The organism is Mailhella massiliensis, assembly GCF_020741395.1.
GTDB lineage: Bacteria > Desulfobacterota > Desulfovibrionia > Desulfovibrionales > Desulfovibrionaceae > Mailhella > Mailhella massiliensis_A.
This window is the reverse complement of the sequence record NZ_DYZA01000089.1, coordinates 1-15206: the sequence shown is the minus strand read 5'-3', so window position 1 is coordinate 15206 and position 15206 is coordinate 1. Positions and strand designations below refer to the sequence as shown.

The 15206-nt window shown below is 61.6% G+C and carries 13 protein-coding genes; 2 read left to right on the top strand and 11 right to left on the bottom strand.

Annotated elements, in window-relative coordinates; genetic code table 11:
- Positions 1-326: 326 nt before the first annotated feature.
- From K8W16_RS04805 to K8W16_RS04790, 4 genes are all read right to left on the bottom strand, one after another.
- A complete protein-coding gene (locus K8W16_RS04805) occupies positions 327-1607 on the bottom strand; it encodes a TRAP transporter large permease (RefSeq protein WP_304121596.1) in 1281 nt (426 codons plus the stop codon).
- Positions 1608-1619: 12 nt separating this feature from the next.
- Entirely contained in the window at positions 1620-2159 is a 540-nt protein-coding gene (locus K8W16_RS04800; protein ID WP_304121594.1) for a TRAP transporter small permease, read from the bottom strand.
- Positions 2160-2240: 81 nt separating this feature from the next.
- Entirely contained in the window at positions 2241-3251 is a 1011-nt protein-coding gene (locus K8W16_RS04795) for a TRAP transporter substrate-binding protein (protein WP_304121593.1), read from the bottom strand.
- 306 nt (positions 3252-3557) lie between these two features.
- Positions 3558-6596 (bottom strand): hypothetical protein, encoded by a 3039-nt coding sequence (locus K8W16_RS04790; protein WP_304121591.1) that lies wholly within the window; start codon positions 6594-6596, stop codon positions 3558-3560.
- Between the two features lie 237 nt (positions 6597-6833).
- On the opposite strand from K8W16_RS04790, the gene K8W16_RS04785 reads away from it, so the two are divergent.
- Together K8W16_RS04785 and K8W16_RS04780 are read left to right on the top strand one after the other, a co-directional pair.
- A complete protein-coding gene (locus K8W16_RS04785; RefSeq protein WP_304121589.1) occupies positions 6834-7595 on the top strand; it encodes a DeoR/GlpR family DNA-binding transcription regulator in 762 nt (253 codons plus the stop codon).
- Positions 7596-7602: 7 nt separating this feature from the next.
- Entirely contained in the window at positions 7603-8826 is a 1224-nt protein-coding gene (locus tag K8W16_RS04780) for an MFS transporter (protein ID WP_304121587.1), read from the top strand.
- Here K8W16_RS04780 and K8W16_RS04775 read toward each other — a convergent pair.
- The 7 genes from K8W16_RS04775 to K8W16_RS04745 all read right to left on the bottom strand — a co-directional run.
- The gene (locus K8W16_RS04775; RefSeq protein WP_304121585.1) at positions 8804-9466 is read right to left on the bottom strand and encodes an alpha/beta fold hydrolase; all 663 of its coding nucleotides are present in this window, start codon (positions 9464-9466) and stop codon (positions 8804-8806) included. The genes K8W16_RS04780 and K8W16_RS04775 overlap by 23 nt on opposite strands.
- A 235-nt stretch (positions 9467-9701) precedes the next feature.
- The gene (locus K8W16_RS04770; protein WP_304121584.1) at positions 9702-10562 is read right to left on the bottom strand and encodes a glycosyltransferase; all 861 of its coding nucleotides are present in this window, start codon (positions 10560-10562) and stop codon (positions 9702-9704) included.
- A 280-nt stretch (positions 10563-10842) separates the two neighbouring features.
- Positions 10843-12027, bottom strand: coding sequence for a glycosyltransferase family 2 protein (locus K8W16_RS04765; RefSeq protein ID WP_304121583.1), 1185 nt, complete (start codon positions 12025-12027; stop codon positions 10843-10845).
- An 18-nt stretch (positions 12028-12045) separates the two neighbouring features.
- Positions 12046-12930, bottom strand: coding sequence for a glycosyltransferase family 2 protein (locus tag K8W16_RS04760; RefSeq protein ID WP_304121581.1), 885 nt, complete (start codon positions 12928-12930; stop codon positions 12046-12048).
- Between the two features lie 35 nt (positions 12931-12965).
- Positions 12966-13982, bottom strand: coding sequence for a dTDP-glucose 4,6-dehydratase (gene rfbB, locus K8W16_RS04755; RefSeq protein ID WP_304121579.1), 1017 nt, complete (start codon positions 13980-13982; stop codon positions 12966-12968).
- A 61-nt stretch (positions 13983-14043) separates the two neighbouring features.
- The gene (gene rfbD / locus K8W16_RS04750; RefSeq protein ID WP_304121577.1) at positions 14044-14880 is read right to left on the bottom strand and encodes a dTDP-4-dehydrorhamnose reductase; all 837 of its coding nucleotides are present in this window, start codon (positions 14878-14880) and stop codon (positions 14044-14046) included.
- Positions 14871-15206: dTDP-4-dehydrorhamnose 3,5-epimerase family protein (locus K8W16_RS04745; RefSeq protein WP_304121575.1), on the bottom strand; the 336-nt coding region annotated here is incomplete at its 5' end. The genes rfbD and K8W16_RS04745, both read right to left, overlap by 10 nt.

Below are 15206 nucleotides of genomic sequence, written 5' to 3'. Positions count from 1 at the left end.
CACCTGCACTGACGGGGAGCAGGCAACGCGGTACGGCGAGCTCCCGCCCCCCGGGGCAAAAGCCACGCTTCCGCGACGTTCTCCCTGCGAGGGGGATTCAGCATCGGAAGCGAGTCAGGGCTTTGCCTTTTGCGCCCTCCCCCAGCGTGAGCCTGCCCGATGAGGGGGCCCGGGGGGAATCATTCCCCCCGGCGGGGTACGGGGCAGAGCCCCGCCCGCCTTTCCCGCCTTTCCCGCCTTTCCCGCCTTTCCCGCAAACCTGGGAGAAGGTAAAAAAAAGCTCCTTCCTGTGGGAAGGAGCCTTTTGTTTACCCTGAGTCAGGCCGTCAGATGAGCCAGTTCATGGGGATGATGGAGAGCTTGGGGAAGACGGTGAGCAGGAGCAGCATCACGATTTCCACAAACAGGAAGGGCAGGAGGTTCTTGACGAGGGCGGGGAGCTTGAGGTTGCCGATACCGCACACGACGTAGAGAACCGTGCCGACGGGGGGCGTGATGACGCCGATGCCGAGGTTGAGGATGAAGATAAGGCCGAAGTGATAAGGATCGATACCGGCATCCAGAATCAACGGATAGAACACAGGGGCAAAGATCAGGACGTTGGGAGTGAGGTCCATGACCATGCCGATGAGGAACAGGAAGGCGTTGATGAGCAGGAGCAGGATGATGGGAGAATCCTTGAACGGCGAGAACAGGGAAATGATCTGCTGCGGGATATCGGCCAGGGTGATGAAGTAGCCTATGGCGGTGGCGGTGGCCACGATCATCATCACGGCGGCGGTGGTACGGGCGGAAGAAGCGCTGACCCGGAGAAGATCCTTGAGGCCGATTTCACGGTACCAGAGCAGGCACACGAGTATGGCGTACACTGCGGCGAAGGCGCCGCCTTCGGTAGGCGTGAACACGCCGAAGCGGATACCGCCGAGCAGGAGCACGGGCATCATGAAGGCGGGGGTGGCGTCGATGAGGATCTTCTTCTTTTCCTCACGGGTGAACTTGATGGTTTCATGGTAGCCGTCGATACGGACGATGAAGAACCACATGATCATGAGGGCGAGGCCGATGAAGAGGCCGGGGAAGAGGCCGATCATGAACAGCTTGGTGATGGACAGGCCGCTCACGCAGGAGCCGAGGATGATGAAGTTGGTGCTCGGGGGGATGATGGGCCCGAGGATAGCGCCGGAGGAGATGATGGCGCCCGCACGGCCGGGCTTGTAGCCGACCTGCTTCATCATGGGCAGGAGCAGGCCGCCGAGGGCCGCAGCTTCACCCACGGAGCTGCCCATGAGGCCGGCGAAGATGACGGAAGCCACGATAGCGGCGTAGCCGAGGCCGCCGCGCACGCCGCCGATAAGCAGCTGGGCGAACTGCACGACGCGCTTGGACAGGCCGCCTGCGGCCATGATCTCACCGGCGAACACGAAGAAGGGGATAGCCATGAGGGGGTAGTTGTTCGCGCCGTCGAGCATGCAGGAAGCGATAGTCATCGGGTCCCACATGTCGGCGTGGAACATGAGCACCATGGCGCAGAGCACGAGCACCATGGCAATCGGAATACCGAAGCACAGGAAGAGGAAGAGAGACCCGAGAAAAAGAAACAGTTCCATACTCTCTCCTTTTTAGTGCTGAAGCTCAGACAGGTCGATGCCCTCGGTCTTCTTGAATTCGGAAGCCGGGGTGCGGAGGATGGCGACAAGGTCGCGCAGCTGAAGCACTATGGCGGCGGCGGCCATGATGGGCAGCGTCGCATTGATGATCGCCATGTTGACGTAAGTGGCAATAGCGTAGGTATCGAGGGTCATCAGCACATAGGAAACCCCGCCCTGAAGGAGCACGAGCAGCGCGGAGATGGAAAGCAGAATGGCGATGATGCTCACGATCTTGCGGCAGTTGCCCTGGAGCATGTCCACCACCATTTCCACGGCGATGTGCTTCTTGCGGTAGAAGGCCTCGATGGCGCCGAAGAAGGTGATGTAGATGAACAGAAAGCGCGCCCATTCTTCGCTCGGCGGATAGCCGGAGTTGAAGCAGTAGCGCAGGACGGCGTTCAGGAACACCAGGCCTATCATGCCCAGAAAGATACAGGCGCAGAAGATCTGGAAGGCGACGGCGCCGGCCTGGTTGGCCTTATTCCTGGCGGCGGAGGGAGTTTCACTCATATAAAACCTCGGAAGAAACAGCCAGAGATTCAGGAAAAAAGGAGAGCCCGCCGGAGGGGGGCTCTCCTTCATCATCCGGGACTACTTGAAGCTGGCAGCCTTGTCGAAGACGGCCTGCGCGTTGGGAACGTAGGTCTTGTCATTGGAAGAATCGGTGAACATGGTCCAGGTGCGCTTTGCGGCGGCGGCCATGTGATCCTTCATAGCCTGGGTGGGTTCGGACACGGTGCCGCCGTGATCTTCGATTTCCTTGACGGCGGCCTTGTCCATATCCTGCACGAGCTTCCACACGTCTTCAGCGGCGAGGCGGGCGGCTTCGTTGAACCATGCCTTGTCCTGATCAGGCAGGGACTGATAGAGCTTTTCGTTGATGAAGAGGCTGTGGATCACGAGGATGTGGCCGGTCAGAGTGATCTGCGGGCACTTTTCGTAGACCTTGGTGGAGGTGATATCGGAGAGGGGGCTGTCGCCGCCGTCGATAACGCCCTGGTCCACGGAGCTCATGACTTCAGCAAAGGGCATGGCCTGGCCGTTGATGCCGCATTCCTTGGCGAAGGTGGTGTAGAGGGTGATGTTGGGCACGCGGAGCTTGAGGCCCTTGATATCGTCGATGCTCTTCACCGGGTTCTTGGTGTAGAAGTGGCGGAAGCCGAGGGGGAACATGTTGAGGGTGCGGAGGCCGGACTTTTCGGTGAAGCCTTCGTTGAGCAGCTCGAAAATGCCGCCGTTGATGGCCTTGTAGGCATGTTCATAGCTGTCGTAGAGCATGGGAGTTTCCATCATGGCCATGGCGGGATGGAAAGCGGCGACCTGGGTACCGGTGGCGCACATTTCGATGGTGCCGCGGCGGGTATCGGCGATGTACTTGTCTTCCTTGCCGAGGGAACTGTTGGGATAGACCTTGACCTTATACTTGCCGTTGGAGAGCTTTTCCAGATATTCGCCGAACTTGTGCATACCGATGGTTTCGGGCTCGCCCTCAGCCTTCATGCCGGCGATTTTAATGGTTTTGGCGGCCTGGGCCGTGCCCACCATGGCGGTAGCGCCGAGCATCAGCCCCATGATCAGGGAAAGAGCAACAAAGCGTTTCATAAGTCCTCCTCAGAACTTGTTCCGTATGCCGCTGCGGCATATTCCTGTTGACGCCTCCCCAAAATCCGCAGGGAGACGACCTTGCGCAGGCAAAAGTTCTTTTGTCTGCGAAGATATTTTCTTCATACGCCAATTTCAACTCTTATGCAAGAGAGTCCCGCTTCTTTTCCGGCTGTTATCGGGCATGCCCGCCCTGTTTCCAGTAAAGCATAAGGGGAAGAGCTTGCAGGAAAAGACCCCTCCTTTACGCGTGAGGCGCATTGCGGAAGGCGAAACTTGCAGAAAGATCATGCCCATATGCTTTTTTTATTCCGCATTATCGCCGGCCTGCCCGTGCGGGGCGGCGGCGGAACCTTCAAAGCGTATCACCGGCAGAGGCTGGACATTCTTCCTGCCGGGGCGGCAGAGCTTCATCATGGCGTTGAGGTAATCGCGTCTCCTGTCGAGGTAGAAGGCGAGAGGCTGGGAGAAGTTGCGGCCCACCAGCCCGTCCACGAAAAGCTGGCTTATGTCTCGCTCCCGGAGCAGCACGAGCTGGGAGCGGGCGAACACGGTGCGGTCGGCCTGGCTCATGCCGCGTACCATGCGGCGGAAGGCATCCTGGGCGCGGGGCTGGTAGAACCAGAAATACATGAGGTCGAGGGCGTTGATGATGAGCGCAAGCTCCAGCTTCCTCGCCTCGCCTTCCATGCGGCCTTCGGAGCGGGCCAGCTTGATGAGTATGTCTTCTTCGGGGAAGAGCAGCTCAAGGCGCGTGTAGCAGGAAAAGACGCGGGCCACCTTGCCCTCGTAGTCCCAGCGGCGCATGCGGCGGTTGTTCTGGCTGTCGGCGTAGCCTTCTATGACGGCGGCCACAGTGTCCGAAGCAAGCTTGGAGATGATTGCCGCGCTCGGCACGGTGTAGAAGAGCGGGTCGGCCACGCCGCACAGAAGCAGTATGGCCACGAAGGCCTGATTGTACCAGGAGGAGACGGGAATGGCGAGGGCGCTTCGGAAAAGGTTGCCTATGGCCGCCTCGCGCGGGAAGCCGCGGTAGATGTTGTGGGCGCAAATGTATATGGCGTTCACGAAGTTGAGCACGGTGAAGACTATGCCCGGGTACTCGCGCACGCTGAGCCCGCACATGTCCTCCAGGAGCCAGACGCGCACGACGACTTCCAGAAGGGCCACGGAAATGCCGGTGTACATGAGCGAATCGCAGATGCGGCTGATGCTCACATGGTCCTTCCAGCGCAGGAGCGTGTTGCGCGTGGTGCCGTTGCCGGCCACCACCATCTGTATGATGTTGCGTATGCCGGTGATGCCGAACCAGATGAAGGTGCCGAACCAGGCGAGGAACCACCAGTCCTGCGTGTAGAGGAAGGAGGCCACGGAAGGGATGAAGCCCGCCATGACCTTGATCCAGTTGGTTACGGTGGTGCTGAGATAGGAGGAACCGGGCTTGTCCTCCTTCGGCGGCGCCTTCTCTTCCATGAGGCCGTTGGCACGGGGCCTGTTGATGCCGCCAAGGCTCACCACGTTGCCCGGCCGCATGACCTGGCTGTTGTCGTCGGGAAGCCATGCCCTGTTCCTGGCCTGCCGGAAATGCCGAAAGCCCGGCACGCGGCGCACGGCTCGGGTGAAGCCGGACACGTTTTCCTTGTCGTCCTCGTAGCTTATGCGCTCTTCGATGCGGGTATATACCGGGATCTCGCCCATGTAGGCGGAATTCTCGCGCAGGGTTTTCTTGGCGCGCTTGGGCAGGGTCTCGGTATACACGAAGCCCATGCCGAAGGAGCGGTTGCCGCTGTTCCTGACGGAGTTCGAGCCTATGCGGCTCTTCAGGGGGTTCTTGCGGTAGTATTCCCACAGGATGGGGATATTGCTCTGGATACTGCGGAACTTCGCCGCCCTCTCCTTCTCCCCGGCCGCTTCGAGACTGTCGAGGATTTCGTGCACGATCTGCTTGATGCGGGGGCCGCGGCCCTCGTTGAGCACGCGCTGGAGCTCGTTGACGGCAGGCAGGTCGTTGAGAAGGCCCTCGTGCCAGTCTTTAAGGTTGAAAAGCTCAAGGTGCGTAATGCAGCAGTCGCAGTCGTAGAGAAGCTCCAGCACGTCGCGCACATTGAGCCCGGCAAGGTTCAGGATGAGGCGGTAGCCGGTGTGCATGGAGGTGAGAAGCTCCACCATCTCGGAAGGGGAGCGCGTGAGCATGGCGGGCACGCCTTCCTTCTCCCTGCCTATCTCGGGCAGGTCGCTCCCTTCGAGCCATGCGGAAGCCACGGCCGTGCCCGTGAGGCTGTCGAGCTCCAGAAGCTCCTTTGCCGCCGCGCCCTCCGTATCCTCGCCGGAGGATATGCGCGCGCGAAGATTCTCCGCCCTCAGGCGCATGAAGGGCAGCACATGGTTGTGGATACATTCGGCAAGATGCTCGAAGGAGGGCTGGCCGAGGCCCACGCAGGCCATGAACCTTTCAGGCTTGAGGGCGGGGATTTCCACCTTCCAGGCCTTTTCCAGGCCGGGACGCCTCTGCGCGTTCCAGCGCTCCAGGGCCTCCAGCGTCCTTTCCCTGCGCCAGGCCACGGCGTCGTGCCCCTCCCTGATGAGGCCCTGCATCTTTTCCGTCTCCAGAAATTCCAGAAAGTCCGCCGCAGCGCTGAAGCCGCGCGGGACCCACACCATGCTGACGTAACGCCCCCGGAAGGGGCAGCGGAATTCCAGCCCCACGCGCACATGGATGCCCATGATGGCCGCCGCGTCCAGGATTTCCTTGGCCGCCGCATAGTCGATGTAGTGGGAATACACCACGGTGAGGTAACGCAGGCCCTTGATCCACGCATCCATGATGAGATGCGTGGGCGTCTTGCGGCCGCGGGAATGGGCGTCGTAGACATGGTCGTCGAAGGAAAGCTGGTTCCACTCCTCCGGCATTTCCGGCAGGTGATAGCGCGCAAGCATCTTGCGCACCACGCGGGGCGTGCCCTGGGCGGCCTTGCGGAAGTCGTGGGCCAGCTTGAGCTGCGTGAGCGGGGAATCCTGCGCGCGCACAAGATCCTTCATGATCTGCAGAAGCACGCGCGCGGTATTGCGCCGGAGCATGGAATGGGCGCTGCTCATGACCTCGTCGTACAGGGCCTGAAGCGCCATGAGCCTGTCGTCGGCCTGGCCCACTTCCAGGTTGGTGAGCAGGTTGATGACGGCGTAGGCCACACGGGACACGCGGGAAATGACCAGGCCCTTGATGCCGTGCGGATGGAGGTTCGCGTCGAACACGCGGCTCTGGGCCTTGTCCGGACACTCCAGGATCCTGTTCACCATGGTCAGGATTTCCCGATCCTGCCTGTCGAAATAAAGTTCCGGCGACATGCTCTTTTGCCTCGCAGGGAAAAAACGCTCTCCGGCGGGACCGGGCAGCGGAAATAAGGAAAGAACTGCGCTTTGTTACGCCAATGTTACGATGATAAGGACGTGAGTGTAGTTTTATTACGCCAATATGTCAATAGAGTTTTTTTTCACATTATCCTTTTCCCGAAAAAAAGGACTTTCCGCTTGCCGAAAGGACGTCCTCGCCCTATACTCCGGGCACTTCCCCCGGGGATCGCCATGAACAAAGCAGACAGCCGAAAGAAAAGCCTTCTGGAGTACCTCAACAAGCGCGGCTATGCCACCATTGAGGAACTGGCCCAGCATTTTTCCGTCACCCCGCAGACCATGCGGCGCGATATCAACCAGCTTGCGGAAGAAGGCAGCGTACAGCGCTTCCACGGCGGGGTGGGCATGCCCCTCGGCACGGAGAACATCATCTACCATCAGAGAAAGCTCCTGTTCACGGAGGAGAAAAGGCGCATTGCGGAACTCGTGGCGGCCCACATTCCCGACGGCGCCTCGCTGTGCCTCAACATAGGCACCACCACCGAAGCCGTGGCCTGCGCCCTTTCAGCGCACAAGAACCTGCGCGTGCTCACCAACAATCTCAATGTGGCGCGCATCTGCGCGGCCAACCCCGACTTTGAAGTCATCATCGCCTGCGGCACGGTGCGCTCCCACGACCTCGGCGTCACCGGGGCGGAAACGGAGCAGTTCATACGGGAATTCCGCATGGATTTCGGCATCATCGGCATTTCCGGCATCGACGGGGAAGGGAATCTGCTCGATTACGACTACAAGGAAGTTTCCGTGGCCCGCACCATACTCGCCCATTCCCGGCGGGTTTTCCTCGCCTGCGACAATTCCAAGTTCGGCCGCCCGGCCATGGCCAGGGTGGGGCATCTGAGCCAGCTGGAAGCCGTCTTTTCCAACGCCCCCCTGCCCGCCCCATGGCAGGACCTCATCCGGGAATCGGGAGCGGGGCTTTACCTTGCCTGAGGCCGCCATGTCCGCGCATCCCCGCCGCCAGGTCGTCATATTCGCGCTGCTCACCGCCGCATGCGTGGCCTCGGACGCCATGCTCTACGTCATCCTGCCCGTGCGCTGGATGGAGGCCGGGCTCTCCTCCCTGTGGGAGGTGGGCGTCCTTCTCTCCCTGAACCGCCTCGCGCGCCTTCCGCTCAACCCGGTGATAGGATTCGCCTACTCAAGGCTCAGCGTGAAGACCTGCGCCGTGTTCGCAGCGCTCCTTTCCCTGCTCATACCCCTGGGCTACGTCCACGCCTCCACCTTTGCGGCCTGGGCGGCGCTGCGCGTGCTGTGGGGGCTTGCCTGGTCGCTGCTCAAGCTCGGCGGGCTTTTCACGGTGATGGACGTGGCGGGCGAGCACGACAGGGGCTATCTCATCGGCCTGTACACGGGCACCTACCGCCTGGGGAACCTGGTGGGCATGCTGGGCGGCGGCCTCATGGCCGATATGGCGGGCCTTCGCCCCACCCTGCTCGCGGGCGCGGCCGTGGCGGCCCTCGCCCTGCCCATGGCGCTTTTCCTCCTGCGCCGCATCCCGCCGGAAAAAAGAAGGAGCGCCCCGGGCGCGGAAAAGGCCGGGGAAAAAGGCGGCCTGCACCTGCTCACGCGGGAACTTTTCTGGGTGCTTCTCACCTGCCTCTTCGTCACGCTCATCATCGAGGGCTTCTTCATGTCCACCCTGAGCGCGCTTCTGGAACATCACTTCGGCGCGGGCGTCACGCTCTGCGGCTTTCTGCTCGGCTGCGCCACGCTGGCAGGCTTCATGCAGTCCCTGCGCTGGGGCTGGGATCCGGCCCTCTCCCCGCTGGCGGGCCGCATTTCCGACGGGCCCCTCGGACGCACGCGCATGTTCGCCGCGGGCTGCTTCGCCGCCGCCCTGCTCTTTTTCCTCACCACGCTGAAGCTCCCGCTCCTGCCGTGGCTTCTCCTCATCGTGGGCATTGAGCTTTGCTGTACTGCCATGACCACCCTCTCCGACGCGCTCGCCACGGACGTGGCCTCCCGCTCGCAGCCGGTCTTCGTCATCACCGCCTACACGCTCGCCATAGACCTCGGCGCGGCGCTCGGCCCGCTCGGCGGCTTTGCCGTCATCGCCCGCTGGGGCATGGACGCGGCCTATCTTGCCGCCGCGCTTCTGCTCCTGCTTTTCGCCCTGAGGTGGGCCTTCCGCCCGCCGGTCAGGGAACATCCCGCTCCATGAGCGCAAGGGTGAGGAAGGACGCCCCGTATTCCCGGAACATGCCGAGGGCGTCGGCATGGCGGAGCCTTGAGGGCACGCGGTTCAGGCTCGCCTCGCGCACATATTCCCAGGGCCTGCCGAGACGCGCCACGTTGTTTTCCCGGCTCCACGCCGCGCGCCCGTAGGGAAGGTACACATTGAGCCAGCGCCGCACCGAGGGAAGCGGCGCCGGGCCGCGCAGGCCCACCGGGTCCAGGGTGATGAGAGCGTCCACCCGCACCTTTGGGCAGGAAGGCACGATATCCCGCGCCAGGGAGCTCGCGCCCCAGCTGTGGCCTATGAGCACCGCGCGGCGGCGAAGCGCGCCGTAGCGGCGCAGAAGACGCCGCGCCCCCGCGTGCTCGTCGTGCTCGCGGTAATAAATATCGAAGCCCGGCCCGAGCCGCGCCTTCACATCGCCCAGAAGCGCGTAGGCCCTGCCGAGGAAACCGTCGGTAAAGCCGCCCATGATGAGGCAGAAATCGCCAAGTTCGTTGTCCGGCGCGTCGTCCAGAGCGGAAAAAAAGCGCGCCTCCTCCTGCGCGCATCGCACGGAAAGGCCGAAGGAACGCAAAAGACGCGAAGGATTTCTGTTCCAGCGGTAGGAAAACACTATGGCCATGGGGCTTCTCCTTGTTTCAGGGACAGCCTAACCTGCCGGAACGCTTCCGGCAAGGCGGCAGCATGCCTTTCTCATAAGGACATGGCCGCAGCCGGGCAAAGGGTGCCGGAATATGCCCCTTTCCCGCAACGGGCCTTTGCGCCCGAAGCCGGAGGCATGCCGCCGGCTTCGGGAACAGGGCAGTTCCGGCGCACGGGCCTCAGCCGGGAAAAACGGGTCCGAAAAAAGCCGGAGCCTAGAGCCCCTCTATGCGGGGCAGACGCTCGCGCACCTTCCACACGGGGATGCAGCCGAAAAGCAGCCAGCGCGTCTCGCGCCAGGCGTCCACGCGGGTCAGCACGGGGATGCCCAGGAAAAAACAGCGGCGGCGCTTTTCAAGATACGTCCTTGCCATGGCCCAGAGCTCGGGATTGTCGCGGCGCATGAAGGCATGGATGCCCATGGCTGCCGCCTCCATGGCTTTGGCCTTTTTGTGGGAGGTATTCCCCTCCCATGCCCGGTAGCGGAGCAGCGGCTCCTGAAGTATGGCGAACTGCGTCACCGGCATGAGGCGGGCGAACAGGGCGTAGTCCTCCGCCGGGCTGAAGAGCGCCTCATAGCGTATCCCGTGCTCGTCGAGCACTGAGCGGCGTATCATGCAGGAAGGATGGCTCAGGTTGCAGTGGATCATGAGCATTTTCTTGACTTCCACATCATCCGCAGGCCGGGGCTTCACCTGCCCGTCCATCAAGTTCTGCACCAGGGAACCGAGCAGCCCCACCTCGGGGTGCGCATCCAGAAAGGCGACCTGTCTGGCGAAGCGTTCAGGGAGCGATATGTCGTCGTGGTCCATGACGGCGAGATATTCGCCCTGCGCCATGTCGAGCAGGCGGTTGCGCGAACCGGAAATGCCGAGGTTCTTCCCGTTCACGGCGTAGACGATGCGCGGGTCGGAAAAAGATTTCACCACCTCTTCCACGGCGGGGTCGGCAGAGGCGTCGTTGAGGATGAGGAACTCGAAATCCGTAAACGTCTGCGAAAGTATGCGCTCCATAGCTTCGCGAAGATGCTCGGGCCGGGTGTTGTATACGGGCATGAGAACGGAAACGCGGGGCATGTTCAACCTCAATGAATGTTTTTGAAACGGGCGGAAATACCGTACAGGCAAAATCCCTCACGGCCTTTGCCTCGCCGGGCGGGAAACAACGCGCCCGGGCCGCCGGGAGCGGAGGCGCTGCTTTGCCGACGGGCAAAAAACGCCGGTTCCCCCGAAAGGCAGGGACAACAACAAGGCCCATGCGCTTTTCCCTTCCGCTCGGCAATATATCGTTTCCCGTTCCCGGCGTCGAGAGTCCTTCCCGGGCTGCCTGAGGGGGGGGCAGAAGCGCCGGCTCCTGCTATATTCTCTTTCGGAGCTTCCTGCGCGCATACAAAAGAACAATACGCTTCACATCCCGGAAGCTCACCTTTTCCGAAGGCGTGACTCCCAGAATTTTCCTTAGTTTACTCTTGAGGTACAGAGCCATGAAGCGGCGCACGTCCTTGAAGTGCACATTCTGCGCAAATGCATCCCATCCTCCCTGCTTCTCGATATATTTCTCCACGATTCCGGAAGGATGGAAAAGCTCAAAAAGCTGCTCCGTGCCCGCCTCGGGGAACAGGAGCAGGCCGGAGCTCATCTTTTTCCGGATACGCCTGTAGTTTTGTTCCCATTCCTCCCGGGAATGCACGGTCCGGGAAGACTCCGCGTTCTGCCACCAGCGGTAGATGCTCGTCACCTTCGGGATCTCGCTGACGCCGGCAAGCATGGCCGCGCGCTGAAGATAATCCCAGTCTTCCGTAGTGGTGAGGGATTCGTCGAACATGAGCCCGAGTTTCCGGAACAGGTCGGCAGGGAAGGCGAGGCCCAGAAGGGGGCATTGGTTGCTGTCCATCTGCCCCGGCCAGGAGAAGGGCCTGCAATACACATTCTCCGGCCTTCCGCAGGCCCGGAGATTTCCTGCCGGCTCGCCCCTGTCCAGCTTCATCCAGCGCTGGCGGGCCGCATAGGCGTGCAGCACCGTGCCCGGATGCTCTCCGGCGGCGCGGTGGAATTCCTCCACCCAGTGGTCGAACACGATATCGTCGTCGTCCAGCACGGCGACATACTCGCCCCGGGAGTGGGCAAAGCCGAAGTTCAGCGGCGCGGCCCTGCCTCCGTAGTCCAGCCTGAGGAAACGGACGCGCCTTTTCAGCTCCTCCGGCTGCTCGGCGATCACGCCCCTTATCTCCTCGGCCTGGGCGTCGCTGAGCCTGTGGCCGACGAGAAGCAGCTCAAAATCCCCGTCCGTCTGCGCCGAAAGGCAGAGAAACACCTCCCGAAGCTCCTGTATGCGCCGCCCCTGCGTCCGTGTGAGCACGGAAAGAAAAACCTTTTCCCCGCCCTTCTGCGCTTCCTGCACCATGGGCAGGTATTTTTCCGCAAAGAGCCCTTCCCGCGCGTCCTTCTCCATGTCTTCCAGGAGCTGCAGCACCTTGCCGATATTAGTGTCTCTGCCGAACACGGCTTTCCACGCCGTGCTGTCGATATGCCGTCCGCTCATTGCTCCGCCCTTGTCCTCTTACAGGGTATATCTGTTCGGGGAGTAGTAGCCCCCAAGAAACGTGGCCACCTTGCCCTGAGGATCGAGCTGAGGCGGAAGCCCGCCGCTCTCCCTGAGTTCCAGGAACTTCCGGCAGACACGCCGCTCATCGTCGGAGCCGTGCCGCCAGGCTTTCAGAAGCTTCTCCACGCGTTTGTCGTTCGACCATTTGTAGGCCATGAAAAGCGCCGCTTCCTTGCTGTAGTACTGCTCCGCAGGCGTGGGACGCCAGGCGCAGTCTGCGGAAAGGCGCTTGGCATGAAAAACCATGGCCCCGGGCCGATAGATGATGGTGAAGCCTTCCAGCCGCGCCCGCCAGGAAAAATCGACGTCGTCGCAGTAGAGGAAGAACAGGTCGGCGTCGAAGCCGTGGAGCGCGCGGAAAAGGGAGGCGGGAAATACCGCGCAGGCCATGGTCGCCCAGCCGGTCTCCCCGGTTGCGGGGTCGTATTCCTTGTGATGTTCGACGGGAACCTGGCGCGCTTCGACGATGCCCACCCCCGGATCGGCAAAGGGGGCCATGATTTCCTCGAAGAACAGGGGCGTCAGGATCACGTCGGGATTCATGACCATCATAAAGTCGGCGCCGCAATCGTTTCCCAGAATATTATGCCCCCGGGAAGTGCCGCTGTTGAAGCCGAAGAAGCGGTATTCCAGGGAAAGATGCCTGAGACGCCCGTTCAGGGCGGCGATTTCGCCGGGGGTGAAGAGCGGCGCTTCGGAGGCGTCGCCGTAGCGGACCGCGATGCTGCCGATATCGGCGCGCCCGCCCTTCCCCGCCGCATGGTCCAGCGATTCCAGGGAGCGTATCAGGTCGGTCTTTTCGTTATGATACAAGACGGTCTGTACCTGCAGGGAGCGCATGTCTCCTCCTGTGTGCGTACGGAAAACGGGCCTTCTCAGGCCTGCCGGTTCCTCAGATACCATTCCACGGTTTTCACGATGCCGGAATCGAAGTTCTCCTCGGGTTTCCAGCCGAGTTCGGCGACGATTTTGGCGGGGTCTATGGCGTAGCGCCTGTCGTGCCCCGGCCGGTCGGCCACAAAGGTCATGAGCTCTTCGTACTTCGCGCCGTTTCTGCGGGGCCGCAGCTCATCCAGGACGGAGCACACACGGCGCAGGATCTGGAGGTTGTCGCGTTCGTTGTGCCCGCCTATGTTGTAGCTCTCCCCGCTTCTGCCCTTGTGGAAGATGAGGTCCACGGCCTTGCAGTGATCGAGCACATAGAGCCAGTCGCGGATGTTCGACCCGTTGCCGTACACGGGGATGGGCTGCTCCGCAAGGCACCGGGAAATAATCACCGGAATGAACTTTTCATGGTGTTGCTTGGGGCCGTAGTTGTTGGAGCAGTTGGAGGTCGTCACGTTCATGCCGTAGGTGTGACGGTAGGCGCGCACGATGAAATCCGAACCGGCCTTGCTCGCCGAATAGGGAGAATTGGGCGCATAGGGCGTAGTTTCGGCAAAATACCCGCTTTCCCCCAGCGCGCCGTACACCTCGTCGGTGGAAATATGATGGAAGCGCGCATTCTCATAGCCCGGCTTTACCTTGCCGGGGCCGTCCATCCAGCGGCGGCGCGCGGCTTCAATGAGCGTGAAGGTGCCCATGAAGTTCGTTTCCATGAAGGCGCGCGGGCCCTTGATGGAATTGTCCACATGGCTTTCCGCCGCAAAATGTATGACGCCCTTGATATCGTACTCCGCAAAGAGCCGCTCCACCAGCGCCGCGTCGCAGATATCGCCCCGCACGAAGCTGTAGCCCGGCATGGACTCGCATTCCTTCAGGTTGTCGAGATTGCCCGCGTAGGTGAGTTTGTCGAGATTGATGATTTGATAATCAGGGTACTTCTTGCAGAAGTACGGCACGAAGTTGGAGCCGATGAACCCGGCGCCGCCGGTAACAAGGATGGATATCATATTCCTGAACCTGAATTTGCCTGTTCCGTAAAAAGTTTTTGCACGAAAGGAGGCGCGCCTCCTACCCTCCCCTCTCCATACTCTTCATGCAGCGCCTCAGCCCGTCCCGCCAGTGGGGAATGGAAATGCCGAACTCTTGCTTGATCTTCGTTTTGTTGAGCACGCTGTAAGCCGGGCGCACGGCGCGGGTGGGGTATTCCGTGCTTTCTATGGGGCGCACCCGGCAGGCAAGGTTCGATTCCTCCATGACGGCGCAGGCAAAATCATACCAGCTCGTTACCCCCTCGTTGCTGAAGTGGTACACGTCCTTCATGCCGGGCCTGATCTTGGGCAGCATGGCCGTGATCGCAGAGGCAAGGTCGGCCGCATAGGTGGGAGTCCCGGCCTGATCGAACACCACGCCTACGCTCTCCTTCTCCGCGCCCAGGCGGCGCATGGTCTTCACGAAATTCGCGCCGAAGGGGGAATAGAGCCACGAAGTGCGGACGACCGCCGCCGTTTCCGCCTCGCGGAGCACGGCCTCCTCTCCGGCGAGCTTGGTTCTGCCGTACACGGAAAGAGGCGCCGGGCAGTCCTCTTCCCTGTAGGGGCGGCAGGATTCGCCGCTGAACACATAATCCGTGGAAATCTGGATGATGCGGCGGCCGTAGAGGGCAAGATGGCGGGGGCCGAGGGCGTTCGTCTTCTCTGCCGTTTCCGCGTCGTCCTCGGCTCTGTCCACCGCGGTGTATGCCGCGCAGTTGATCACGAAATCAAAGTCCCGGGCGGCAAAGAACGCCTTCACCGCCGCTTCGTTTGCGATATCGAGATCCTCATGCCCCACATACACGGCCCCGTCCTTGAGGATGAGCCGGAGTTCCCGCCCGAGCTGGCCGTTGGCGCCCGTGACTAAAAGCATGTTTCAAACTCCGCAAAATACGGGTGTTGTCTGTCCTTTTCCGACGTGAGGGCCTTTGCCGTGTCGATGCGCCAGTCTATGGCGAGGGTCGGGTCGTCGAAGCGGATGCCTCCCTCAGACTCTTTGCAGTAGAAGTTGTCGCACTTGTAGGCGAAGACCGCGGTCTCGCTGAGCACGGAAAAGCCGTGGGCAAATCCGCGCGGGATCATGAGCTGACGCTTGTTTTCCGCCGAAAGCTCCACGGCCACATGCTGCCCGTAGGTGGGGGAGGCGCGGCGAAGGTCCACGGCCACGTCGAGCACCGTTCCTTCCAGCACGCGCACCAG